The sequence below is a fragment of the Bacillus sp. D48C genome (assembly GCF_053345735.1).
Map to the genome: position 1 here is coordinate 181130 of NZ_JBKFAQ010000006.1, position 18537 is coordinate 199666.

Annotated in this window: 11 protein-coding genes; 7 read left to right on the forward strand and 4 right to left on the reverse strand. The window is 31.7% G+C overall.

Going from position 1 to position 18537, the window contains the following annotated elements:
• Positions 1 to 101 precede the first annotated feature (101 nt).
• Positions 102 to 1382 carry a sensor histidine kinase gene (locus ACLBXA_RS16970; protein ID WP_000513024.1) on the reverse strand — a complete coding sequence of 427 codons (1281 nt, stop codon included), beginning with the start codon at positions 1380 to 1382 and terminating at the stop codon, positions 102 to 104.
• 620 nt (positions 1383 to 2002) lie between these two features.
• Between ACLBXA_RS16970 and ACLBXA_RS16975 the strand changes: the two genes are divergently transcribed.
• A complete protein-coding gene (locus tag ACLBXA_RS16975; protein WP_000773517.1) occupies positions 2003 to 2443 on the forward strand; it encodes a hypothetical protein in 441 nt (146 codons plus the stop codon).
• Between the two features lie 537 nt (positions 2444 to 2980).
• Here ACLBXA_RS16975 and ACLBXA_RS16980 read toward each other — a convergent pair.
• Positions 2981 to 3334, reverse strand: coding sequence for a hypothetical protein (locus ACLBXA_RS16980; RefSeq protein WP_000473481.1), 354 nt, complete (start codon positions 3332 to 3334; stop codon positions 2981 to 2983).
• Between the two features lie 576 nt (positions 3335 to 3910).
• Here ACLBXA_RS16980 and ACLBXA_RS16985 point away from each other — a divergent pair.
• Entirely contained in the window at positions 3911 to 7192 is a 3282-nt protein-coding gene (locus ACLBXA_RS16985) for a VaFE repeat-containing surface-anchored protein (protein ID WP_000520177.1), read from the forward strand.
• 77 nt (positions 7193 to 7269) lie between these two features.
• On the opposite strand, the gene ACLBXA_RS16990 is transcribed toward ACLBXA_RS16985, so the two are convergent.
• Positions 7270 to 7524: a SunI/YnzG family protein gene (locus ACLBXA_RS16990; protein WP_000900690.1), complete on the reverse strand. Its 255-nt coding sequence runs from the start codon at positions 7522 to 7524 to the stop codon at positions 7270 to 7272.
• A 258-nt stretch (positions 7525 to 7782) separates the two neighbouring features.
• Here ACLBXA_RS16990 and ACLBXA_RS16995 point away from each other — a divergent pair, with 258 nt between their 5' ends.
• The 4 genes from ACLBXA_RS16995 (at position 7783) to hlyIIR (ending at position 13146) form a co-directional block, all read left to right on the forward strand.
• Positions 7783 to 8526, forward strand: coding sequence for a M15 family metallopeptidase (locus tag ACLBXA_RS16995; protein WP_001237444.1), 744 nt, complete (start codon positions 7783 to 7785; stop codon positions 8524 to 8526).
• Between the two features lie 731 nt (positions 8527 to 9257).
• Positions 9258 to 10490 carry an N-acetylmuramoyl-L-alanine amidase gene (locus ACLBXA_RS17000; RefSeq protein ID WP_000875666.1) on the forward strand — a complete coding sequence of 411 codons (1233 nt, stop codon included), beginning with the start codon at positions 9258 to 9260 and terminating at the stop codon, positions 10488 to 10490.
• Positions 10491 to 10794: 304 nt separating this feature from the next.
• Positions 10795 to 12033, forward strand: coding sequence for a hemolysin II HlyII (gene hlyII, locus ACLBXA_RS17005; protein WP_000709372.1), 1239 nt, complete (start codon positions 10795 to 10797; stop codon positions 12031 to 12033).
• Positions 12034 to 12540: 507 nt separating this feature from the next.
• On the forward strand, positions 12541 to 13146 hold the full coding sequence (gene hlyIIR, locus ACLBXA_RS17010) for a hemolysin II regulator HlyIIR (RefSeq protein WP_000520485.1): 606 nt from the start codon (positions 12541 to 12543) through the stop codon (positions 13144 to 13146).
• A 152-nt stretch (positions 13147 to 13298) separates the two neighbouring features.
• Here hlyIIR and ACLBXA_RS17015 read toward each other — a convergent pair whose 3' ends face one another.
• Positions 13299 to 14777, reverse strand: coding sequence for an Lsa family ABC-F type ribosomal protection protein (locus ACLBXA_RS17015; protein WP_447617331.1), 1479 nt, complete (start codon positions 14775 to 14777; stop codon positions 13299 to 13301).
• 1025 nt (positions 14778 to 15802) lie between these two features.
• Between ACLBXA_RS17015 and ACLBXA_RS17020 the strand changes: the two genes are divergently transcribed.
• Positions 15803 to 18532 (forward strand): sensor domain-containing protein, encoded by a 2730-nt coding sequence (locus ACLBXA_RS17020; protein ID WP_002162673.1) that lies wholly within the window; start codon positions 15803 to 15805, stop codon positions 18530 to 18532.
• The last annotated feature ends 5 nt before the right edge of the window (positions 18533 to 18537 follow it).

The following is an 18537-nucleotide window of genomic DNA, read 5'->3' on the forward strand; positions in this document are numbered from 1 at the left end:
TATCTGTAACAATAGATAAGCTCTGACCCTTATTATTTTATAAATTTAAGATAATTAATAAGTAAGCTAGCTAGCGGGATTCTTAAAATTCATTTATATAATTAACTAAACAGAAAATTTTTATCACATTGGCAAGGGATACTAATAGAAAAGCGTGTCCCTTTACCTAATTCACTCTCTATCTCTATATCTCCGTTTAATTCTCTAATAATACTATAAGCAATCATAGTACCAAGCCCAGTTCCTTTTTCTGTTGTTGAATAGAATGGCAAAGCAATTCGTTTTATTTGTTGAGATGACATCCCAATTCCTGAATCAATAATATCAATTATGATATTTCCTTTTACTTTTTGTATATTTATTTGTAATAATCCACCATTTTTCATAGCCTCAATTCCGTTTTGGATGATGTTGTTTAGACAGAGTTTGAATTTTTCGGGGTCCCCATTTATATAAAAGGAATCTGTACTATTTTGTTTGATTTCAACTTTGTATGATAGAGCGAGTGGTGAAATAGTATCTTTCACCTGATTTAAAATGTGATTAATATCTATTTTCTCTTTTAGGGTGTTCTGTGGTTTGGTTAAAGATAAATAGTTATTAATAGTAGATTGTATTTGCTGCATTTCAATTAACATGATTTCTAAGTATTGATCCTGAGATAGCTTAGAGGCATGTTTTTCATTTAATAATTGAGTGAATCCATGTACCGTGGTTAGTGGATTGTGGATTTCGTGTGCAATTGACGCCGCTAGTTCGCTAGCTATATAAAATTTTTCAGCCCGTTGCAGTTTTTCTTCCATTTTATATTTCTCAATCATTCCCTCTATTAAATAAACTGATAATAATACTGTGAAAATATTAATGACTATATAATTTAATAAAAATTCTATGAGAGTAGAGTCTATTTTCCCTCCTGTATTTATTTGAGTTACAATACCGCAAATAGAAAGTGAAGTTGTACATACTAAAATAAGGAGTAAGCTTAATAATACTTTTTTTTCTTTAATATACATAGGTAATAGGTAACGAAAGAGCATTGTTATACCAAAAATAATAGTGAAGATAATAAATGATGGAAGAACGCCATTTCCGCCTAAGTAAAACCGATAAGAAAGATATAAAATTCCTATAAAAATAATGTTTTTTGTATTTCCATATAGAAAAACTAATATAATAGGAATAAAACGTAAATCATAAATAAATCCCACATGTAAATGAAAAGGAAAAGTCATACAAAAAATAATAGCAATGGAGGAAAGGATAGAAAATAACATATTATTACATGTTGTTTTTTCTTTAAACTCTAGCCAAAATACGTGATAGCTAAGGATACAAATTATTATAATAAAGGTATTTAATAAAAGAGTAGAAATTCCCATAGTTTTGCATCTCCGATAGTTTGTAAGTAGAATTATGTATGAGTTGGACATAGATGTTTAGTATTAGTAGACTTTTTATCTAAAAAAGGAAGGGTACTTGAAAAACATGCTGTTATATTACTCGTATTAAAATTGATAAGGAAAATAGAAAAAATCTATTTAAATTTATGTACATATGAAATTATCAACTAACTTTTGTATGGGTAAAATCGGGATTTAGTTACTGATAAAATAATGTTTTTTAAGTATGAATATTCTGTGAAAATGATATGCGTGGTGACTTCTGTTTTGTAGCCTCCGTTATATTAACATGGAATATATCAAATTACAAAGTGAAATTTTAGAAAAATTTTATTAGTACATTTTATCTGAAATAGAAATGCTATTTATGTGAGTATTTTGGTACTTACTCGTATAAAACTTTGTTAGAAAAAGACTTTAAAATTTACATGTTTTTTATGAAGCGTAATATTGTAGCTTTATCTATGTAGGGTTCTCAATAACTGTTAATACAAAAAGTTAAGATATATAGTTTTATAGATATGAATTATTACATAAAAACGCACTTGGAAAAGGATGTATGATGGTAATAGAATACAAACATCAAGGGGGAACTTAAAATGAAGTTAAATAAACTAGTGCTTAGTTGTGGAGTAGTTTCAGCATTAACACTTGGTGTGTTAGGGAATAATACTTATGCTGAAGAAGTACACAAAACGAATGATCCAATTCATGTAGTTGAACATGTTTCTGCAGACTTATTATTAACCCAAACAATGGATTATAGTGGCGAGGCTGAAACTTCTTTCGTATATGATGGGAGTACTGACTTAAGCTTCTCTATGAAAAATAATGGTCAAAATACAATGGGATATAGTGTAAAAGGTCCAAATACAGAGCTAATTGTTGGTGGTTATATAAAACCTGGAGAACAACAAATTAATGTTACAAATGTACGGAATGCTTTATCTCCATTACCGAATGGAACATATAAAATTTACGTTTCAAATGATGATGGTTCTAAGGGGCAATTCCAAGTTTCAGTAAGATCTATGAATTAAATTTAAAACGCTTTGTTTTTAAGTTAATTTAATCTTTACTTATTGGAAAGAAGCTAAATTGAATTGAGAATTACCGATAAAAATGAAAACGAGCACCTTATCTAATTGTGAGAGGGTGCTCTTTTTTGCTATTAAACAGAAAACAATTACTTCCAACCACCTATAAATATATTTTGATATTTTCATTGCTAATCTACTAGTTTGTGTCAACGAGAGAATGTCTACTATAAAAGATATTAAAATAAAGATGATGTAACATTCAGCTAAATTATATGGGGAAATAGAAAAACCACTCTTATATGAGTGGTTTTTAGTAATTATTTTTAGGTTATACATTTAAAATTAGGCTAAGTTATAGAAATAATAAACATTTAATCCCGCATTAACTGGCAGTAAGACTCCCACCTCAAAATTCAGCGGAAGCAAAGAAGTTAGGTGGGGGTCGGGCTGCCAGTAAACGCCCGATTGGTTCAACTAATAATCAGTGGGGGATGAACAAAACCCCCACTGATTAAAGTTTCACTTTATCCGTTGTGATTATTTTGGTTCTGGATAATGATTGTAGTAAGAGATTCTAATAAATTCTTGGTAGACATTTGTTAATTTGGCATCTCTAAGAGCATCGTTGAATTTTTGCATACGTACACTACCTTGAGCGTAGCCTCCACCTGGGGCATAAGGGTTTCTAGCTTCAAAGTCATCCAAAAATACTTTTAATTTTTTATAGTCTTGAGATTGATAGAAAGCCACGGCCTCTTCAGGAGTGACATCAAAGTAAGAGGATGATGTTGAGTTATAAGAAGCTGCTTGAGCAGTAGGTGCCTCTAGCATAGTTGCAGCTCCACCGAACATAGTAAGCGCCATAGAAGATACAATAATTTTTTTAAACATAATAAAACCTCCATGTAGAATATTGGACTAATAGCAATACTGTAATCATTATAGTTACATTAAAAATGATTATCAAATGCAATGTTGCATAATGTATCCTGCTATTTGTGGGCAGTAAGGCTCAAAGCAGAGAAGTTAGATGGGGATCGGGCTGAATAAAGTTTTACTTTATTCTTTGAATGAAGAGTCACCCTTATATCTCAATGAAGGAGCGTAATAGAGAATTAATAGATTAAAAGAGGTGTATAAATTACTCGGATTAACAAGAAAATGAAAAGGCTATTTTTAATAAGGGGAAGGTTAATAGAAGATTAATAACTGGAGCAAAGGAATTGCTATTTATATATTTAACATACATATTTGTCTTTTAAATTGTAGGCGTGTTTTAGAATTTGTATATAGTAAATTCGTTAAAAAAACTTGATAAATAATAAAATGTGTAAATTTTTTGACTATTTCATTAAAATTATTTAATATTTGTAATTTATTGTTTTATAATGATAATCGGGTCGATCGTGAATGTTTTAGATATTGCGATATATACTCGGATTAATTTATTCTAGGGAGGTTACAAAATTGGGTAAGAGAGTCATTATAAGAGTTTTTACATTATTATCAGTACTGGCATTATTCCTTAATGTATTTTTACCTAGGGCTAGTGCAGAGGTTATGACGCACGAGAAATATTCAATGAACTGGAGTTATAGTAATAGTTTAGGAAAGCACATTCGAACTGAAATGATTAAAAATTCAAGTGGTCAAATTGCTTATTGCTTAACTCTTGGACTAAAATCACCAAATGGTGAAGATCTTCCTGAAATGGGGAAAACAGATAATGTAGTATATAGGGTCCTATTAAACGGTTTCCCGCAAAAAAGTGTTCAGCAGTTGGGAGTAGCTAATCAGAATGAGGCACACTACGCAACTCAGCTTGCAGTTTGGAATGCATTAGGTCAACTTGATGTAAATGAATTAAAACATGAGAATAAAAATGTTGAAAAAGCAGCTAAGGCTATTATTAGTAATGCTAATAATAGTGAGGAGACTCAAGATGTTTTTATGAATGTGATTCCTGCTGAAAAGCAAAAAGCAGAATTAAAGGGTGAATTCTTCGAAACAAATCTATATTCAGTACAAACAAATGCTAAGGGTGGTTCTTATAAAGTAGTAGCAAAAAATGCACCTAATGGAGTAAAAATTGTTAGTGAAAATGGTGAAGTGAAAGATCAACTTTCAGTTGGAGAGAAATTCCGTATCCAAATTCCTAAAAATACTAAAACAGGTGAATTTAATCTAAGTGTTGCTGCAAACTTAACAAAAGTTCAAGCAATTGCTTACCGTGGTACGGATACTGTTCAGAATGCTACAGTACTATTAGAAAGAAATGAAGAAAAGCTTAGTAGTGATCTTGCAGTAAATTGGGAAGCAGCTGGTTCTTTAAAAATTAAAAAGGTTGGAGAAAATGGAGAAGTTTTAGCTGATGCAGTATTTGAGGTCTTTAATGCAAATAATGAATCAGTTGGAAAAATCACGACTGGTGCTGATGGTATAGCAGAATTAAACAACTTACCAATTGGTACTTACACATTAAAAGAAATTAAAGCACCAACAGGCTATGTTTCAGATGATAAACCACAAACTATTGAAGTTAAGACAGGAGAAACAGGAGCTGTCCAAATAGTAAATAACAAAGTAAAAGGTAACATCGAAATTAAAAAGCTTAGTGATTCAGGAAAGGTTTTACCAAATGTTGAATTCACAGTCTTCACTGAAGATGGTAAAGAAGTGAAAAAAGTAGTAACAAAAGAAAATGGAATTGCAAACGTTGAAGGTCTTACGTATGGTAAATATTATTTCTTAGAGACACAAACACCTAATGGATATATTGGAAATAAAACAAAGTATCCTTTTGAAATTAAAGAGCACAATAAAACACTTACTTTTACAGTGGAAAATACAGAAGTAAAAGGTAGTGTAAAATTACTTAAAGTGGATAATGAAGATGTTAGTAAAAAATTAGAAGGTGCAGAATTCGAGCTAAAAGATGCAAGTGGAAAAGTAATTGGTGAATATAAAACAGATAAAAATGGTGAGATTAACGTCAAAGATTTAGCGTATGGTAAATATTCATTTGTAGAAAAGGCTTCTCCAAATGGTTATGTTCTTGTTAAAGAACCAATTATGTTCGAAATAAAGGAACATGGAAAGATTATTGAGTTATTGGCAGTTAATCATCTTATCAAAGGTGATCTAGAAATTACAAAGGTAGATGTAGCTGATGGAAATAACAAGCTTCCAAATGCAGAATTTACGATTTATAACGAAGCAGGAAAAGAAGTAGTAAAAGGAAAAACAGACGATAAAGGAATCGCTAAATTTGAAAAGTTACCATTTGGAAAATACACATATAAAGAAACTGTTGCACCAAAAGGTTATGTATTAAATGAAGAAACGTTCTCTTTTGAAATTAAAGAGAATGGTCAAATCATTAAACACATTGTCAAAGATGAAAAGATTCCTTCAATAAAAACAACAGCTACTGATAAAACAGATGGTACAAAAGAAATGCACACGTCTAAGTCTGTAACAATCCAAGATAAAGTGGAATACAAAGATCTACAAGTAGGTAAAGAGTACACTGTAAAAGGTAAATTAATGAATAAAGAGACTAATAAACCATTAGTTGTAAATGGTAAAGAAGTAACTGCTGAAACGAAGTTTACACCAACAGAAGCAAATGGTTTTATTACACTAGATTTTACTTTTGATGCAACTGGTTTAGAAGAAAAAGAAGTAGTAGTATTCGAAGAGTTACTGAAAGACGGAAAAGTTGTTACGACACATGCTGATATCAATGATAAAGGTCAAACAGTTAAGTTCGTTAAGCCATCAGTAAAAACGACAGCTACAAACAAAGCTGATGGTGGAAAAGAGATTCATTCAAAGGATTCTATCACTATTCAAGACAAAGTGGAGTATACTAACTTAGTTGTAGGTAAAGAGTACACTGTAAAAGGTAAACTTATGAACAAAGCTATTAACAAACCATTATTAATTGATGGAAAAGAAGTAACAGCTGAAACGAAGTTTACTGCAAAAGAAAAGAACGGTTTTGTAACATTAGACTTTACTTTTGTTGGTGCTGAACAGCAAGGAAGAGAAGTAGTCGTGTTTGAAGACTTATTACATGAAGGTCAAGTAATTGCAACTCATGCTGACATTAATGATGTAGGTCAAACAGTTCGGTTTGTAGAACCTTCTATTAAAACGACAGCTACAAATAAAGCTGATGGTTCTAAAGAGTTAGACGCTTCTAAATCTGTAACAATCCAAGATAAAGTGGAATACAAAGACTTAATCGTGGGTAAAGAGTACGTTGTAAAAGGTAAACTAATGGATAAAGCAACAAACAAGCCATTATTAGTTGATGGTAAAGAGGTAACAGTAGAATCTAAGTTTACTGCTAAAGAGAAGAATGGTTCTATCATACTAGATTTCACATGTAATGCTTCTGCATTACAAGGTAAAGAAGTAGTAGTATTTGAAGAACTGTATCAAGATAATATATTAATAGCTATTCACGCTGAAATTGAAGATAAGGGACAAACAGTGAAATTTAAAGAGGTAAAGCCGGAACAACCTAAACCAGAACAGCCGAATTCGGATGAAAATACTCCAACACCAGAGCAACCTAACGAGCAAGTAAAAGAACAACCACAACCTAAGAAAGAAATCCAATCTAAAATTGGATGGTTACCACAAACAGGTACTAATCTTACAAGTTGGATCTCTATGGCTGCAGGAGCATTACTGTTAATTGTTGGTGGAGTGATTTTCTTAAAACGTAAAAATGCATAGAAATTAAAAATAAGCACATCTGTTTTTATAACAAGATGTGCTTATTTTTATCATTTTAGCCAAGAAAACTCCTATATTTAAGTCTGAATGGCATTTAAAATAGCAACTTTATTTGTAGTAAATAATATATAATTTTGTTTTACTGTTTTAATTAAAATACGGTCTGTTGTCCCATAAGCTGCTCCAATACGTATTACATCTACGTCTTCAACACCAGCATAGGTAGCATCTTCGGTAACCTCAATCACATCACGTAATGGAATTGTAATCTCCGCCAATTGCCATGAAATAATTAACTCTTCATTTGTTTTTTTTACATTAATGCCTAGCATTATACCAAGACCCTTCAACAATAATATGCTACACTTCTAATCTCGTTATATAAATTTTTAGATTTTTTATCTATATGTAGCCATAGAATTTATTTATATTTGTGAGCATCTTAATGATGTCAAACAAATAGAAGGATATACAGTCTTTCTATTAAGAAATATGTTAAGAACAAAAGTTCACTTCAAATTAATATGAATTTGATATGGTTGAGATATTATGAACGAGAAACAGTAAGAGTTGCAGGAAGGAAATGAATAATGAGACTTAAATTAGTAGGGATTTTCAGTTGTGTAATTATGATGTTAGGTATTTTTATAATTTACACCAATCAATCTATTGGTAAAGAACCAGATAAGACGAACTATGAATCTCGTGAAAACTCCATAAATAAAGAGAAAGATAGTAGAGGAAAAGGGCAATCAAAATACAATGAAAGTTCTTTTGCTAGTATACAGGCTGTAGTTAATAAGGAATATGGATTACCCGAAGACTATAAACCAGAGGATTTAGTTGTACCAAATGTACCATTCTCATTTAGTGGAACGGTAGAAAAGAGCCACCTCCGTAAAGAGGCGGCAGAAGCACTGGAAAAGTTATTTGATTTAGCAAAGCAGGAGGGGATTCAGTTAAATGCTGTTTCGGGATTTCGTTCCTATGACTATCAACAACGACTGTATGCGAACAATGTGAAAAGAAAAGGACAAGAGCATACGGATCGCTTCTCGGCAAAACCAGGACATAGCGAACATCAAACAGGGTTAACAATGGATGTTTCTTCTAAAAGTGCGAACAATGAATTAGAGCTATCTTTTGCTAATACGAAGGAAGGAAAATGGCTGAAAGAAAACGCGCATCGTGCAGGGTTTATCATTCGTTATCCTAAGGGGAAGGAAAGTATTACAGGTTATGCATATGAACCTTGGCATATTCGCTATGTAGGAGATATTGCTGAAAATATATATGAACAAAAGCAGACTTTAGAAGAATACATGAATCTATGAAAATAGAATTGAAGAATTAAACGGGCTATCAATAGACGTGAGATTGTAAAAGGCAGGGGATATAAATTAAGGTGTTTTTTAATTTTTTTAGTGAAGAGGGAAGGTATCCCTCTTCTTTTTTCATTCCTTGTAAAATTTGAGGATGTCTTAGGGGAGTGAAAAGATGGATTGTGTAGGTGTATTAATAAAGGCTACTTTCGATGGCTTCTGGAGATGTTTTTTGAGGGAATATATTCATTGCAGCAATTGACTATATTATAGGAGCATTCACGTTGGGATATAACAGAGAATTATAGAGTAAAGTAGGATTCAAAAGCATTGTTAACAATGTGGGTGTTATAAGTTATTTTCCTATCAAAACAATTAGTTTTTGTTCAAAATTTAAGAGTGTTATTTTATTATATCTAGTAACTATTTATATTATTTAATAATTACTTGATTTACTATTAAGGTGATTATCTTACAAAATTGTAAGGTTATTTTAATTGACACTCGTATGTATAAGTAACTATACTAGTTACACAATGTTGGTGAGTATATTTAATAATCTTTATCTATAAGTGTATGTCCGAGGATTATTTTTGGAGCAATAATTCGATTTTAAATTTATTATCTGATATATATTAATATAAACAACTTAATCTATTCTTTATTCAAGGTCGTATTATTTAAAGATTAATTATAAATGATATATTTACCAAATTGTAATAATTTGATAGAGGTGTTACATTTTGAAATACAAATTAATTGCTACAGGAATTCTTGCTGGAAGTCTATTAACCTACTCATCTAATACATTTGCAAATACTCATAAGTTCCCAGATGTTCCTGCATGGGCGGACAAATCCGTTAATTATTTAGTTGATAAACAGGTATTGAATGGCTATCCAGACGGAACGTTCGGTTCAAATGACTCATTAGACAGAGCTTCGGCTACAAAAATTATGACAAAAGTTTTAGGTATACAAATTGACTCTAATGCAAAACCATCATTTACAGATTCACAAAACCACTGGGCTACTCCGTATATTGCTGCTGCTGAAAAAGCTGGTATTGTTAAAGGTGAGGGAAATGGAATCTTCAATCCATCCGGAAAAGTAACTCGTGCTGCTATGGCTACGATGCTAGTAAATGCATATAAACTACAAAGCGCAGCAAATCATAATGAGCAGGTTAAATTTGAAGATTTAAAAGGGCATTGGGGAGAAAAATATGCCAATATTTTAATCGGTTTGAAAATTTCCAATGGTACTGAGAACGGTTGGCAACCAAATAGATTTATAACACGTGCTGAAGCTGCTCAACTTACTGCAAAAACAGATATGATGCAACATCGTCCCCAAAACCCATTAGAAAGCAAAACAATCATTATTGATCCTGGACATGGTGGCGAAGATCCTGGGAAATCCACAAAGGGATTACCTGAAAGTAAGATTGTACTAGACACTTCTTTACGTCTACAACAATTACTTGAAAAGCATACACCATTTACAGTTTTATTAACTCGTCAATCTGATAATAGACCGGGGCATGATCAAAAAAGTTCTTTACAGGAACGTGTTAAATTTGCTAAGAAAAATCAGGGTGATATCTTTATAAGCGTACATGCAAATGCTTTTAATGGTAATGCAAAAGGGACAGAAACATATTACTATAAATCTTCTAAATCCGAAAAAACAAATCCTCATGTGGAAGAAAGTCGTGTTTTAGCAGAAAAAATTCAAACACGTTTAGTAGAGGCACTTCAAACACGAGACAGAGGAGTTAAACATGGAGACCTTCATGTAATAAGGGAAAATGACATGCCAGCTGTGTTGACGGAACTGGCGTTTATAGATAATGGTATTGATTACAGTAAATTATCTACGGAAGATGGCAGACAAATTGCAGCAGAAGCCATTTATGAAGGAATTTTAGATTATTATGAATGGAAAGGAAATAATGTATCTGAATATAGGCTGTAATAAGTAATTGAAAATATAGTAATTCTCGAAATGAAGAATTCTATAATTTTTTTGTATTTTTTTAAACAATAATTTTAAATTTGTATTTAAAATTATTGTTTAAGTTTTTATTTTATGTTTTAATATTATTGATAATAGTTATCAATAATAGTGAGAGGAAGATTAGTGAAACATGTGTTTTTAGTTAGTGTCATAAAAGTTAATGAATTTCTATATTGTATGGCTATGAATCTATCTCTATTTTTGCGAACTAGAAATAATATATTTATATCTTTTAAATGTTTAAGAAGGAGTGGCTGTCTGTATGAAAAAAGCAAAAGAAATAGCTAAATGTGTTGCGGTAGCGTCCGTTATTATGTCTGGATCATTTAGTTTACAAGCAACATCTGCATTTGCAGATTCTAAAGGAACTGTAGAAAATCTTCAAAATGGTGGGAAGGTCTATAATAGTTTTAAAACTACTTATGACATGAAGCAGAATATCAAAAATTCGATAAAGGTTTCTTTTATTGAGGATCCTTACGCAGATAAAAAGATTGCAATTGTGACCACTGATGGTAGTAATATTGATGCTAAATATACAGTTAATAGTGGATACTATAACGCAGGCTTAAAATGGCCATCAGCTTATCATACTGAAGCAGAAATAACAAGTGGTGATAGTGCTCAGTTCCATAAAGCTGCCCCAGTTAATACAATGACTTCAGCAAAGGTCACTTCTGAGGTAGGGTATACACTTGGTGGAAGTGTTAAAGTAGGAGTAAATGATAAAGGGCCAAATGCCGATGCAAGTATCACAGGTAGCTTTGCTTGGAAAGAAAGTGTATCTTATGATCAAGTAGATTATAAAACGGTATTAGAGACTCACACAGATAAGAAATTAAATTGGAAAGTAGGATTCCAATCATTTAATTTCCCAGAGTGGGGAATTTATAATCGTGATTCATTCAATACTTTCTATGGTAATCAACTATTTATGAAATCACGTAGTTATAATGAAGGGACGAATAATTTTGTTTCAAAAGATACAGTACCAGCTTTAACAGGATATGGTTTTTCTCCAAACGTAGTAGCGGTTATTACTGCTGATAAAACAGAAACTACATCAGATTTAAAAATAACAAATCGTAGAATTTCAGATCAGTACAATATTGAGTGGGTAAGTTCAAAATGGTGGGGAACAAATAATAAAGATACATATAATGAATTCTTTACGAACCACTATAAATTAGACTGGAAAAACCATCAAGTTACTCTTGATAACCAAAAATTCCTTGAAGAACAAATGAATAGTATCAACAGCGTGAATGATAAACTTAACAAAGGAAAAGGGAAGTTATCTCTTTCAATGAATGGAAATCAACTCAAAGCTACGTCTAGCAATGCTGGTTATGGTATCAGTTATGAAGATAAGAATTGGGGTATCTTTGTAAATGGTGAAAAGGTCTATACTTTTAATGAAAAATCAACTGTAGGCAATATATCTAATGATATTAACAAATTAAACATTAAAGGACCTTATATCGAGATTAAACAGATCTAGTCAGAAAATGATGGACGATTGATGGATAATTCTCTCATCAAGCTACGAGTATACTAGTTTATCCCGCTATTTGTGGGCAGTAAGACCCCTCACCTCAAAATTCAGCGGAAGCAAAGAAGTTAGGTGGGGGCCCTGCTGCACCTAAAAGCCTGATTGGTGAGGGCTGATTAAAGTTTCATTTTATTTTAAATCTGTATAATGTAACGAAAGGACCAAAGTTTATCTATAAAATGGATAAACTTTGGTCCTTATTATGTTTTTATTCGCACACGAAATTAAGATAAAATTAGATGTTTTTTGTCTATTCTTTTACTCAATTAGAAAAGAGCGTAAAGTATTTGAAAACTATTGATGCTACGCAAGGGGATATTGTTTAAAGTAATCAGAACTTCATCGGTTGTTAAGTTACCACTTTAAATATATAATTAAATTTCATTAAAAAGATACTCTATTCAAAGTCCTTATTGGGTTTTTGAAGTGAAATATATACTATTTGAGGTGTGTGAAATGGGGAAATCTCGAGAGCAGACGATGGAAAATATCTTAAAGGCTGCTAAGAAAAAATTTGGAGAGCGTGGCTACGAAGGTACGAGCATACAAGAAATCGCAAAAGAAGCGAAAGTGAATGTTGCTATGGCCTCTTACTATTTTAATGGGAAAGAAAACCTATATTATGAGGTGTTTAAGAAATATGGTCTTGCTAATGAGCTACCCAATTTTCTTGAGAAGAATCAATTTAAACCTATCGATGCCCTTAGAGAATATTTAACGGTTTTTACTAAACATATAAAAGAGAACCCTGAAATTGGATCATTGGCATATGAGGAGATTATTAAGGAAAGTGCACGATTAGAAAAGATTAAACCGTATTTCATAGGTAATTTTGAACAGTTAAAAGAAATATTACAGGAGGGTGAAAAGCAAGGAGTTTTTCATTTCTTCTCCATAAATCATACGATACATTGGATCACTTCTATTGTTTTATTTCCAAAGTTTAAAAAGTTTATTGATTCTTTAGGGCCAAATGAAACGAACGATACAAATCATGAATGGATGCCAGAAGACTTAGTGGACAGGATTGTTACTGCATTAACAGATAAACCTAACGTGTAAATTATTCAGTATTTATGAATTCTATTATTACTATTTAAAGCCTAATTTCTCAATGTATTGTAGAGAAATTAGGCTTTTTTCAACACGTCATTAAGGTTTTTATAGTTCAAGGACTCAAGTTAATGATTATATTTTCAAGTATTCGTTTTGAGCTACATAGATATAGTTTTTGTTGCAACTGTTTGTTGAAATGCTTTATCATGCTCAACAATAACCATTGTGGGATTAAATTGTTGAATAAGTTCTTCAATCTGCATACGGGAATAGATATCTATAAAATTTAGTGGTTCGTCCCATATATATATATGGGCTTTTTCACATAAACTTTTAGCGATAAGCAGTTTTTTCTTTTGTCCACCAGAATAATGAGATATATCTTTCTCGAATTGAATTCGATCAAAGTCCATCTTACTTAGGATGGATTTAAATAAGGTTTCATCAATCTTGTGCTCTTCAATGAAGTCTGATAGCGACCCCTTCAAATGAGAAGTATCTTGTTGGACATAGGAAATGATGAGTCCTGTACCTAAAGTAACTAAGCCTGTATGCTGTATCGGATGTCCTAGAATTAGTTTTAGGATACTACTTTTTCCGCTCCCATTCGTTCCATCAAGTACAATTCGGTCACCTTGTTCAACTATGAAGCTAATCGGCTCATTCACAATTTGGTCATTGTACTTAACGGACACGTCAATCAAAGTAACCAATTCATTTGATTTAAATTGCAATTGTTCCAATTTTAATGACTCAGTTTTTTCCACATTTTTTAGTAATTTTGACTTTTCCTCAATAGCTTTTTGTTGCCTTGATTCAAGGTTTTTTGCTCTTTTCATCATCTTGGCTGCTTTATGTCCTACAAACCCCTTATCCAACTTAGAGCCTGAATTCCTCGTTCCATTTTTTGAAGCTTCCACGTCATGAGACCAACTTGCTGATCGTTTGGAAGACTGTTTTAATCTCCCTATGTCTTTTTGTAGACGCTCATTTGTAGCCTTCTCGTGCTCTTGCTGTCTATCAAAATTTAACTTCCAAGAAGAATAGTTACCACTTTGAATTTCAATATTTGCTCTATTAATAGATAGGATATGGTCAACGCACCCATCTAAAAAGATTCTGTCATGTGAAATTAAAATAAATCCTTTTTTCTTCCTTAGATAATTAGAGACTATCTTTCGTGCATCTGTATCTAAGTGATTTGTTGGTTCATCAATTAATAGGAATTGACCCGCATTTAAAAACAGTGCAGCAAGCAACACCTTTGTTTGTTCCCCATTTGATAATGTTTTAAATGGTCTGTACATGACCTCAGCATCAACATTTAAATAGGATATCTCACGTAGAAATTCCCAATCTGCGGCTTGGGGACAAATTTCTTCAAGGATTTCATGAGTGAATTTGTTCCTATCTGAAACAGAGTAGGGGAAGTAATTGAATTCTACCGAAGCAAGGATTTTCCCGCTATACTCATAATTCCCTAACAATAAATTAAAGAATGTCGTTTTACCTCGTCCGTTTCTACCAATAAATCCTAGCTTCCAATCCGTATCTATTTGGAAGTTTACACTTTCAAAAATATTATCAAAGCTACCTGGGTATGAAAAAGTTAAGTCTTGGACCTTTATCATTGACATAATAATTCCTCCTTTATATATCGAAACGTTTCATATAAAGTCGGAACATCCATCCATTTTTTAATTCCTCTATATAAGTTTGATGGATATTAACGACTTATATAGAGCATTACATGTGTAACAATAGTGTCTGAAGTACTCATTTTTCTCGCTCCTTTATTTGTGAAGTACATTTAACAATTAGTAAGTTTCAACTAAGCTAAACGGGAATAAAAAAATCCCCCAATTTGTAATCGGAAGGATTAGTCTTTCGTCTATACTTAATAAGTACTTATTAATCATTTGAATCATGACAAATAAAGTATGAACTGAATTTTAAAAATGGATAGACTAACCCTATATTTTGTAGTTTGAAGTTATAAAATTCAACTTAAAATATAAATTAGTTAATCATTATTCATCCATCATTCCTTTCATAATTCTATTTTTAGAGTAACATTCTTTTTAGGGAGATGCAATATTAGCTTCAATTTCATCTAATCCTAGATCATTTATAATTCTTTGAGTAAGGAGATAAAATTTTACCTCTCTTTTTATAAACATCAAATTTTTGTTCAATAGGTCATGTCTTTTGTCCGTTAAAAAGGGAGGATATGAAATTGACATCAACCTTTGTTGTAACTATAATAGTTACAGTATGTTCCGTAAACTAATTCGAATTGCTATGTTAATGATAGTATATTTTCATTCCTTTTTAAGTGTGACAGGTAGCAACTAACTATAATCCAATAGAGGATTAGATTCTATCTCATATTTAAAGGGTAGATAAGTTGTACCCGCCAAATTTACGATGCGCAAATACTTAAAAAACTACATTTTTCAGCGTATCCTTTTTGGAATCCTCAGTATTGATAATTGTAAACATCTACAAAAAGTTAGCAAGACTGTTGTATGTAGAAAGAAATCTTTTAAAAAGGTCATAATATGGATAATAGGTAACACACATTTAAATTTAGTAGGAGTTGTGCCACTATCAAGACATTTTTTTAATAAAAGTATAGAAAAAACTCAAGAAGGTGAGTCCATTGCGTAAACATGCATATGTGCAATTTTATGTATTGATATTGGCTTTAATAGCTTATATAAGCTTTTGCTTTATATTTATATTTGTTTTTCCAAGTCTTTATTTCGTATCAGATTTTAATATCCGACTATCATCTTTAGTTGTTGAAACTACTGTATTTATCTCACTACTGTATTCTATATTATCCAGAAAAATTAAGTTAGGAGTATTCTGGGTGTGCATTATTATTGCGATAGGTTGTTTCTTGATAGGGAATTTTATATCTGCTTTTCAAGTACTTAATGTAGAATTACCAATAAAAAATTTTAATATCTCTGATGTATTTTTGTTGCTTTTCTTATTCTTCTTTCTCTTTGCGTTCTTTTATAAAATCATGATGGAATGTAATAAATGGGAGAAAGCATATTTGCTTTGTGATTTATGCATTGTTGTTACTGCTATTTTTACATTAGAGTGGTATTTATTTAATAAACCTTCTGCAAATATCTTATTCTTATCAATTGGAGATGTTTTTCTCTCATTTATTTTTCCGATTATAGATTTATTACTTCTATTACTTGGAGTTACACTAATCTTTCGACCTGCTATTTTCAATGCAAAAAGCAAATTGTATATTTTTATCCTAGTATTAACTGGATTAGCTATTACGGACTATTTGTATTTTTACTTACAAGGTGATTTGTCAGAGCGTTCAGTTATATTTTTAAGGTGTTTGTATAGAGTTTTCCTATTATTTATTGCTATTGCTGCTACAATTCCAAAGGATGCTTCTTCTAAAAGAAATTATTTTATTATTAATCCGACATTTGGAGAGAAACTTCTTGGCATATTCCCTTATCTTGCAGTTGCAGTCTTAATTGGCTTTACTTTGAAAGAGCAAACGTCTTCAGCTACATTGATTACGGGAAATTGTATTGCTTTTGTATTTGTACTGATTCGTCATACAATCGTACGAATGCAAAACAAAGATTTAACTGAAACATTAAAAGTGTTTAATAATCAATTAGAACAAACAGTATCTCAAAGAACAAGGGATTTAATAAACAAATCTAATGATTTGGTAAAAAATCAAGAAAGATTTAAGTCATTATATGAGTATCATCCGGATCCTATTTTAACGATTGATTCAACTGGTATCGTATTAAATATAAACCAGGCTGGAAGTATGTTATTAGGAAAAGACAGTGCTGTATTAATAGGGAAAGAGTGCTTCTCTATTTTTTTAGATGAAGATAAATCTGAATTGGAAGCGGCTATAAAGAAAGGGAGACGATGTAGTTCATCTTCACTACAGTTGCGTGTGAAAAATAACAATGAGAAGGACATGCTGTTTTGGTATGTCACTATAGTTCCTATTATGATAGAAGGTCAAACTTTTGGGAGTTATGTAATGGTAAAAGACATAACGAGGATGAAACAACAACAGGATGAGATAAACTACCTTGCATTCCATGATACGGTGACGGAGATTGGAAATCGTATATTCTTCCAACAAGAATTAGATAGATCCATTAAGCGTGTGCAAAAAACACAGGATAAATTTGGGCTCCTGTATATTGATTTAAACCGCTTTAAGACTATTAATGATACACTGGGCCATTCCATTGGTGACAGGGTTTTAAAAGAAGTTGCCAAACGTTTTAGGACATGTCTTTCACCGACAATTCCTCTAGCAAGAATAGGTGGTGATGAGTTTGCAATCATTGTCCATAACCAAACAGAGCAACAGCTATTGAATTTGTGTAAAACTCTATTTCTTATAACTGAAGAACCATTCGTAGTAAATCAGCATAGTTTTTACTTATCTCTTAGTATAGGAATAGCAGTGTATCCATTTGGAGGAATAAATACTACTACACTTTTACAACACGCTGATATCGCTATGTATAGCGCAAAGGAAAAAGGTAACAATGCTGTTTGTATGTATGACGAGACATTATCTCAAAAAGTAACCCGTCGATTACGATTAGAACAGGATTTACCAAATGCAATTGAAAATAATGAGTTGTTTTTATTGTATCAACCACAAATTGACAGTAAGGAAGGTAAGGTTATTGGTGCAGAGGCTTTAATACGTTGGCAACATCCAGAACTTGGGCTGATTTCTCCGTTTGAGTTTATACCTATCGCAGAAGAAACGGCGCAGATTATTTCAATTGGAAAGTGGACGTTACAGAAAGCGTGTCGACAACTGAAAGAATGGCATTCTGCGGGCTTTTCAAATCTAAAGATGGGGATAAATTTATCAGCTATAGAGTTTGAACAGAAAGATTTTGTTCAAACCATTATATATACCATAGAAGAGATAGGAGTACCTGCTAATTCGATTAATTTGGAATTAACAGAGCGAATCGCCATGGTAGATGAAAAAGAAACTTTATCAAAGTTAAAAGCATTAAAATCATTTGGTGTACATTTATCAATTGATGATTTTGGTACAGGTTATTCTTCATTAGCGTATTTACCTCTTTATCCAATTGATACTTTGAAAATTCCAAGAGAATTTGTTAATAGGATTGGAACTTCTACTGATGGAGGTGAAATTATACAGACCATTATTTCACTTGCTCATACTTTAAACATGAAAGTCATAGCAGAAGGGGTAGAAACGAAAGAACAATTAACAGTGTTACAACGTAATGCATGTTATCTAATTCAGGGCTATTACTACAGTAAACCTGTAAATGATGATGAATTTATTGTTTTTTTAAGTACAATACAAAATGAATAAATGAA

What these genes read in the sequence shown, in the direction of transcription:
- ACLBXA_RS16970 (WP_000513024.1), bottom strand. Translation starts at nt 1,382, where the DNA reads ATGGGAATTTCTACTCTTTTATTAAATACCTTTATTATAATAATTTGT.
- ACLBXA_RS16975 (WP_000773517.1), top strand. Translation starts at nt 2,003, where the DNA reads ATGAAGTTAAATAAACTAGTGCTTAGTTGTGGAGTAGTTTCAGCATTA.
- ACLBXA_RS16980 (WP_000473481.1), bottom strand. Translation starts at nt 3,334, where the DNA reads ATGTTTAAAAAAATTATTGTATCTTCTATGGCGCTTACTATGTTCGGT.
- ACLBXA_RS16990 (WP_000900690.1), bottom strand. Translation starts at nt 7,524, where the DNA reads ATGCTAGGCATTAATGTAAAAAAAACAAATGAAGAGTTAATTATTTCA.
- ACLBXA_RS16995 (WP_001237444.1), top strand. Translation starts at nt 7,783, where the DNA reads ATGAGACTTAAATTAGTAGGGATTTTCAGTTGTGTAATTATGATGTTA.
- hlyII (WP_000709372.1), top strand. Translation starts at nt 10,795, where the DNA reads ATGAAAAAAGCAAAAGAAATAGCTAAATGTGTTGCGGTAGCGTCCGTT.
- hlyIIR (WP_000520485.1), top strand. Translation starts at nt 12,541, where the DNA reads ATGGGGAAATCTCGAGAGCAGACGATGGAAAATATCTTAAAGGCTGCT.
- ACLBXA_RS17015 (WP_447617331.1), bottom strand. Translation starts at nt 14,777, where the DNA reads ATGTCAATGATAAAGGTCCAAGACTTAACTTTTTCATACCCAGGTAGC.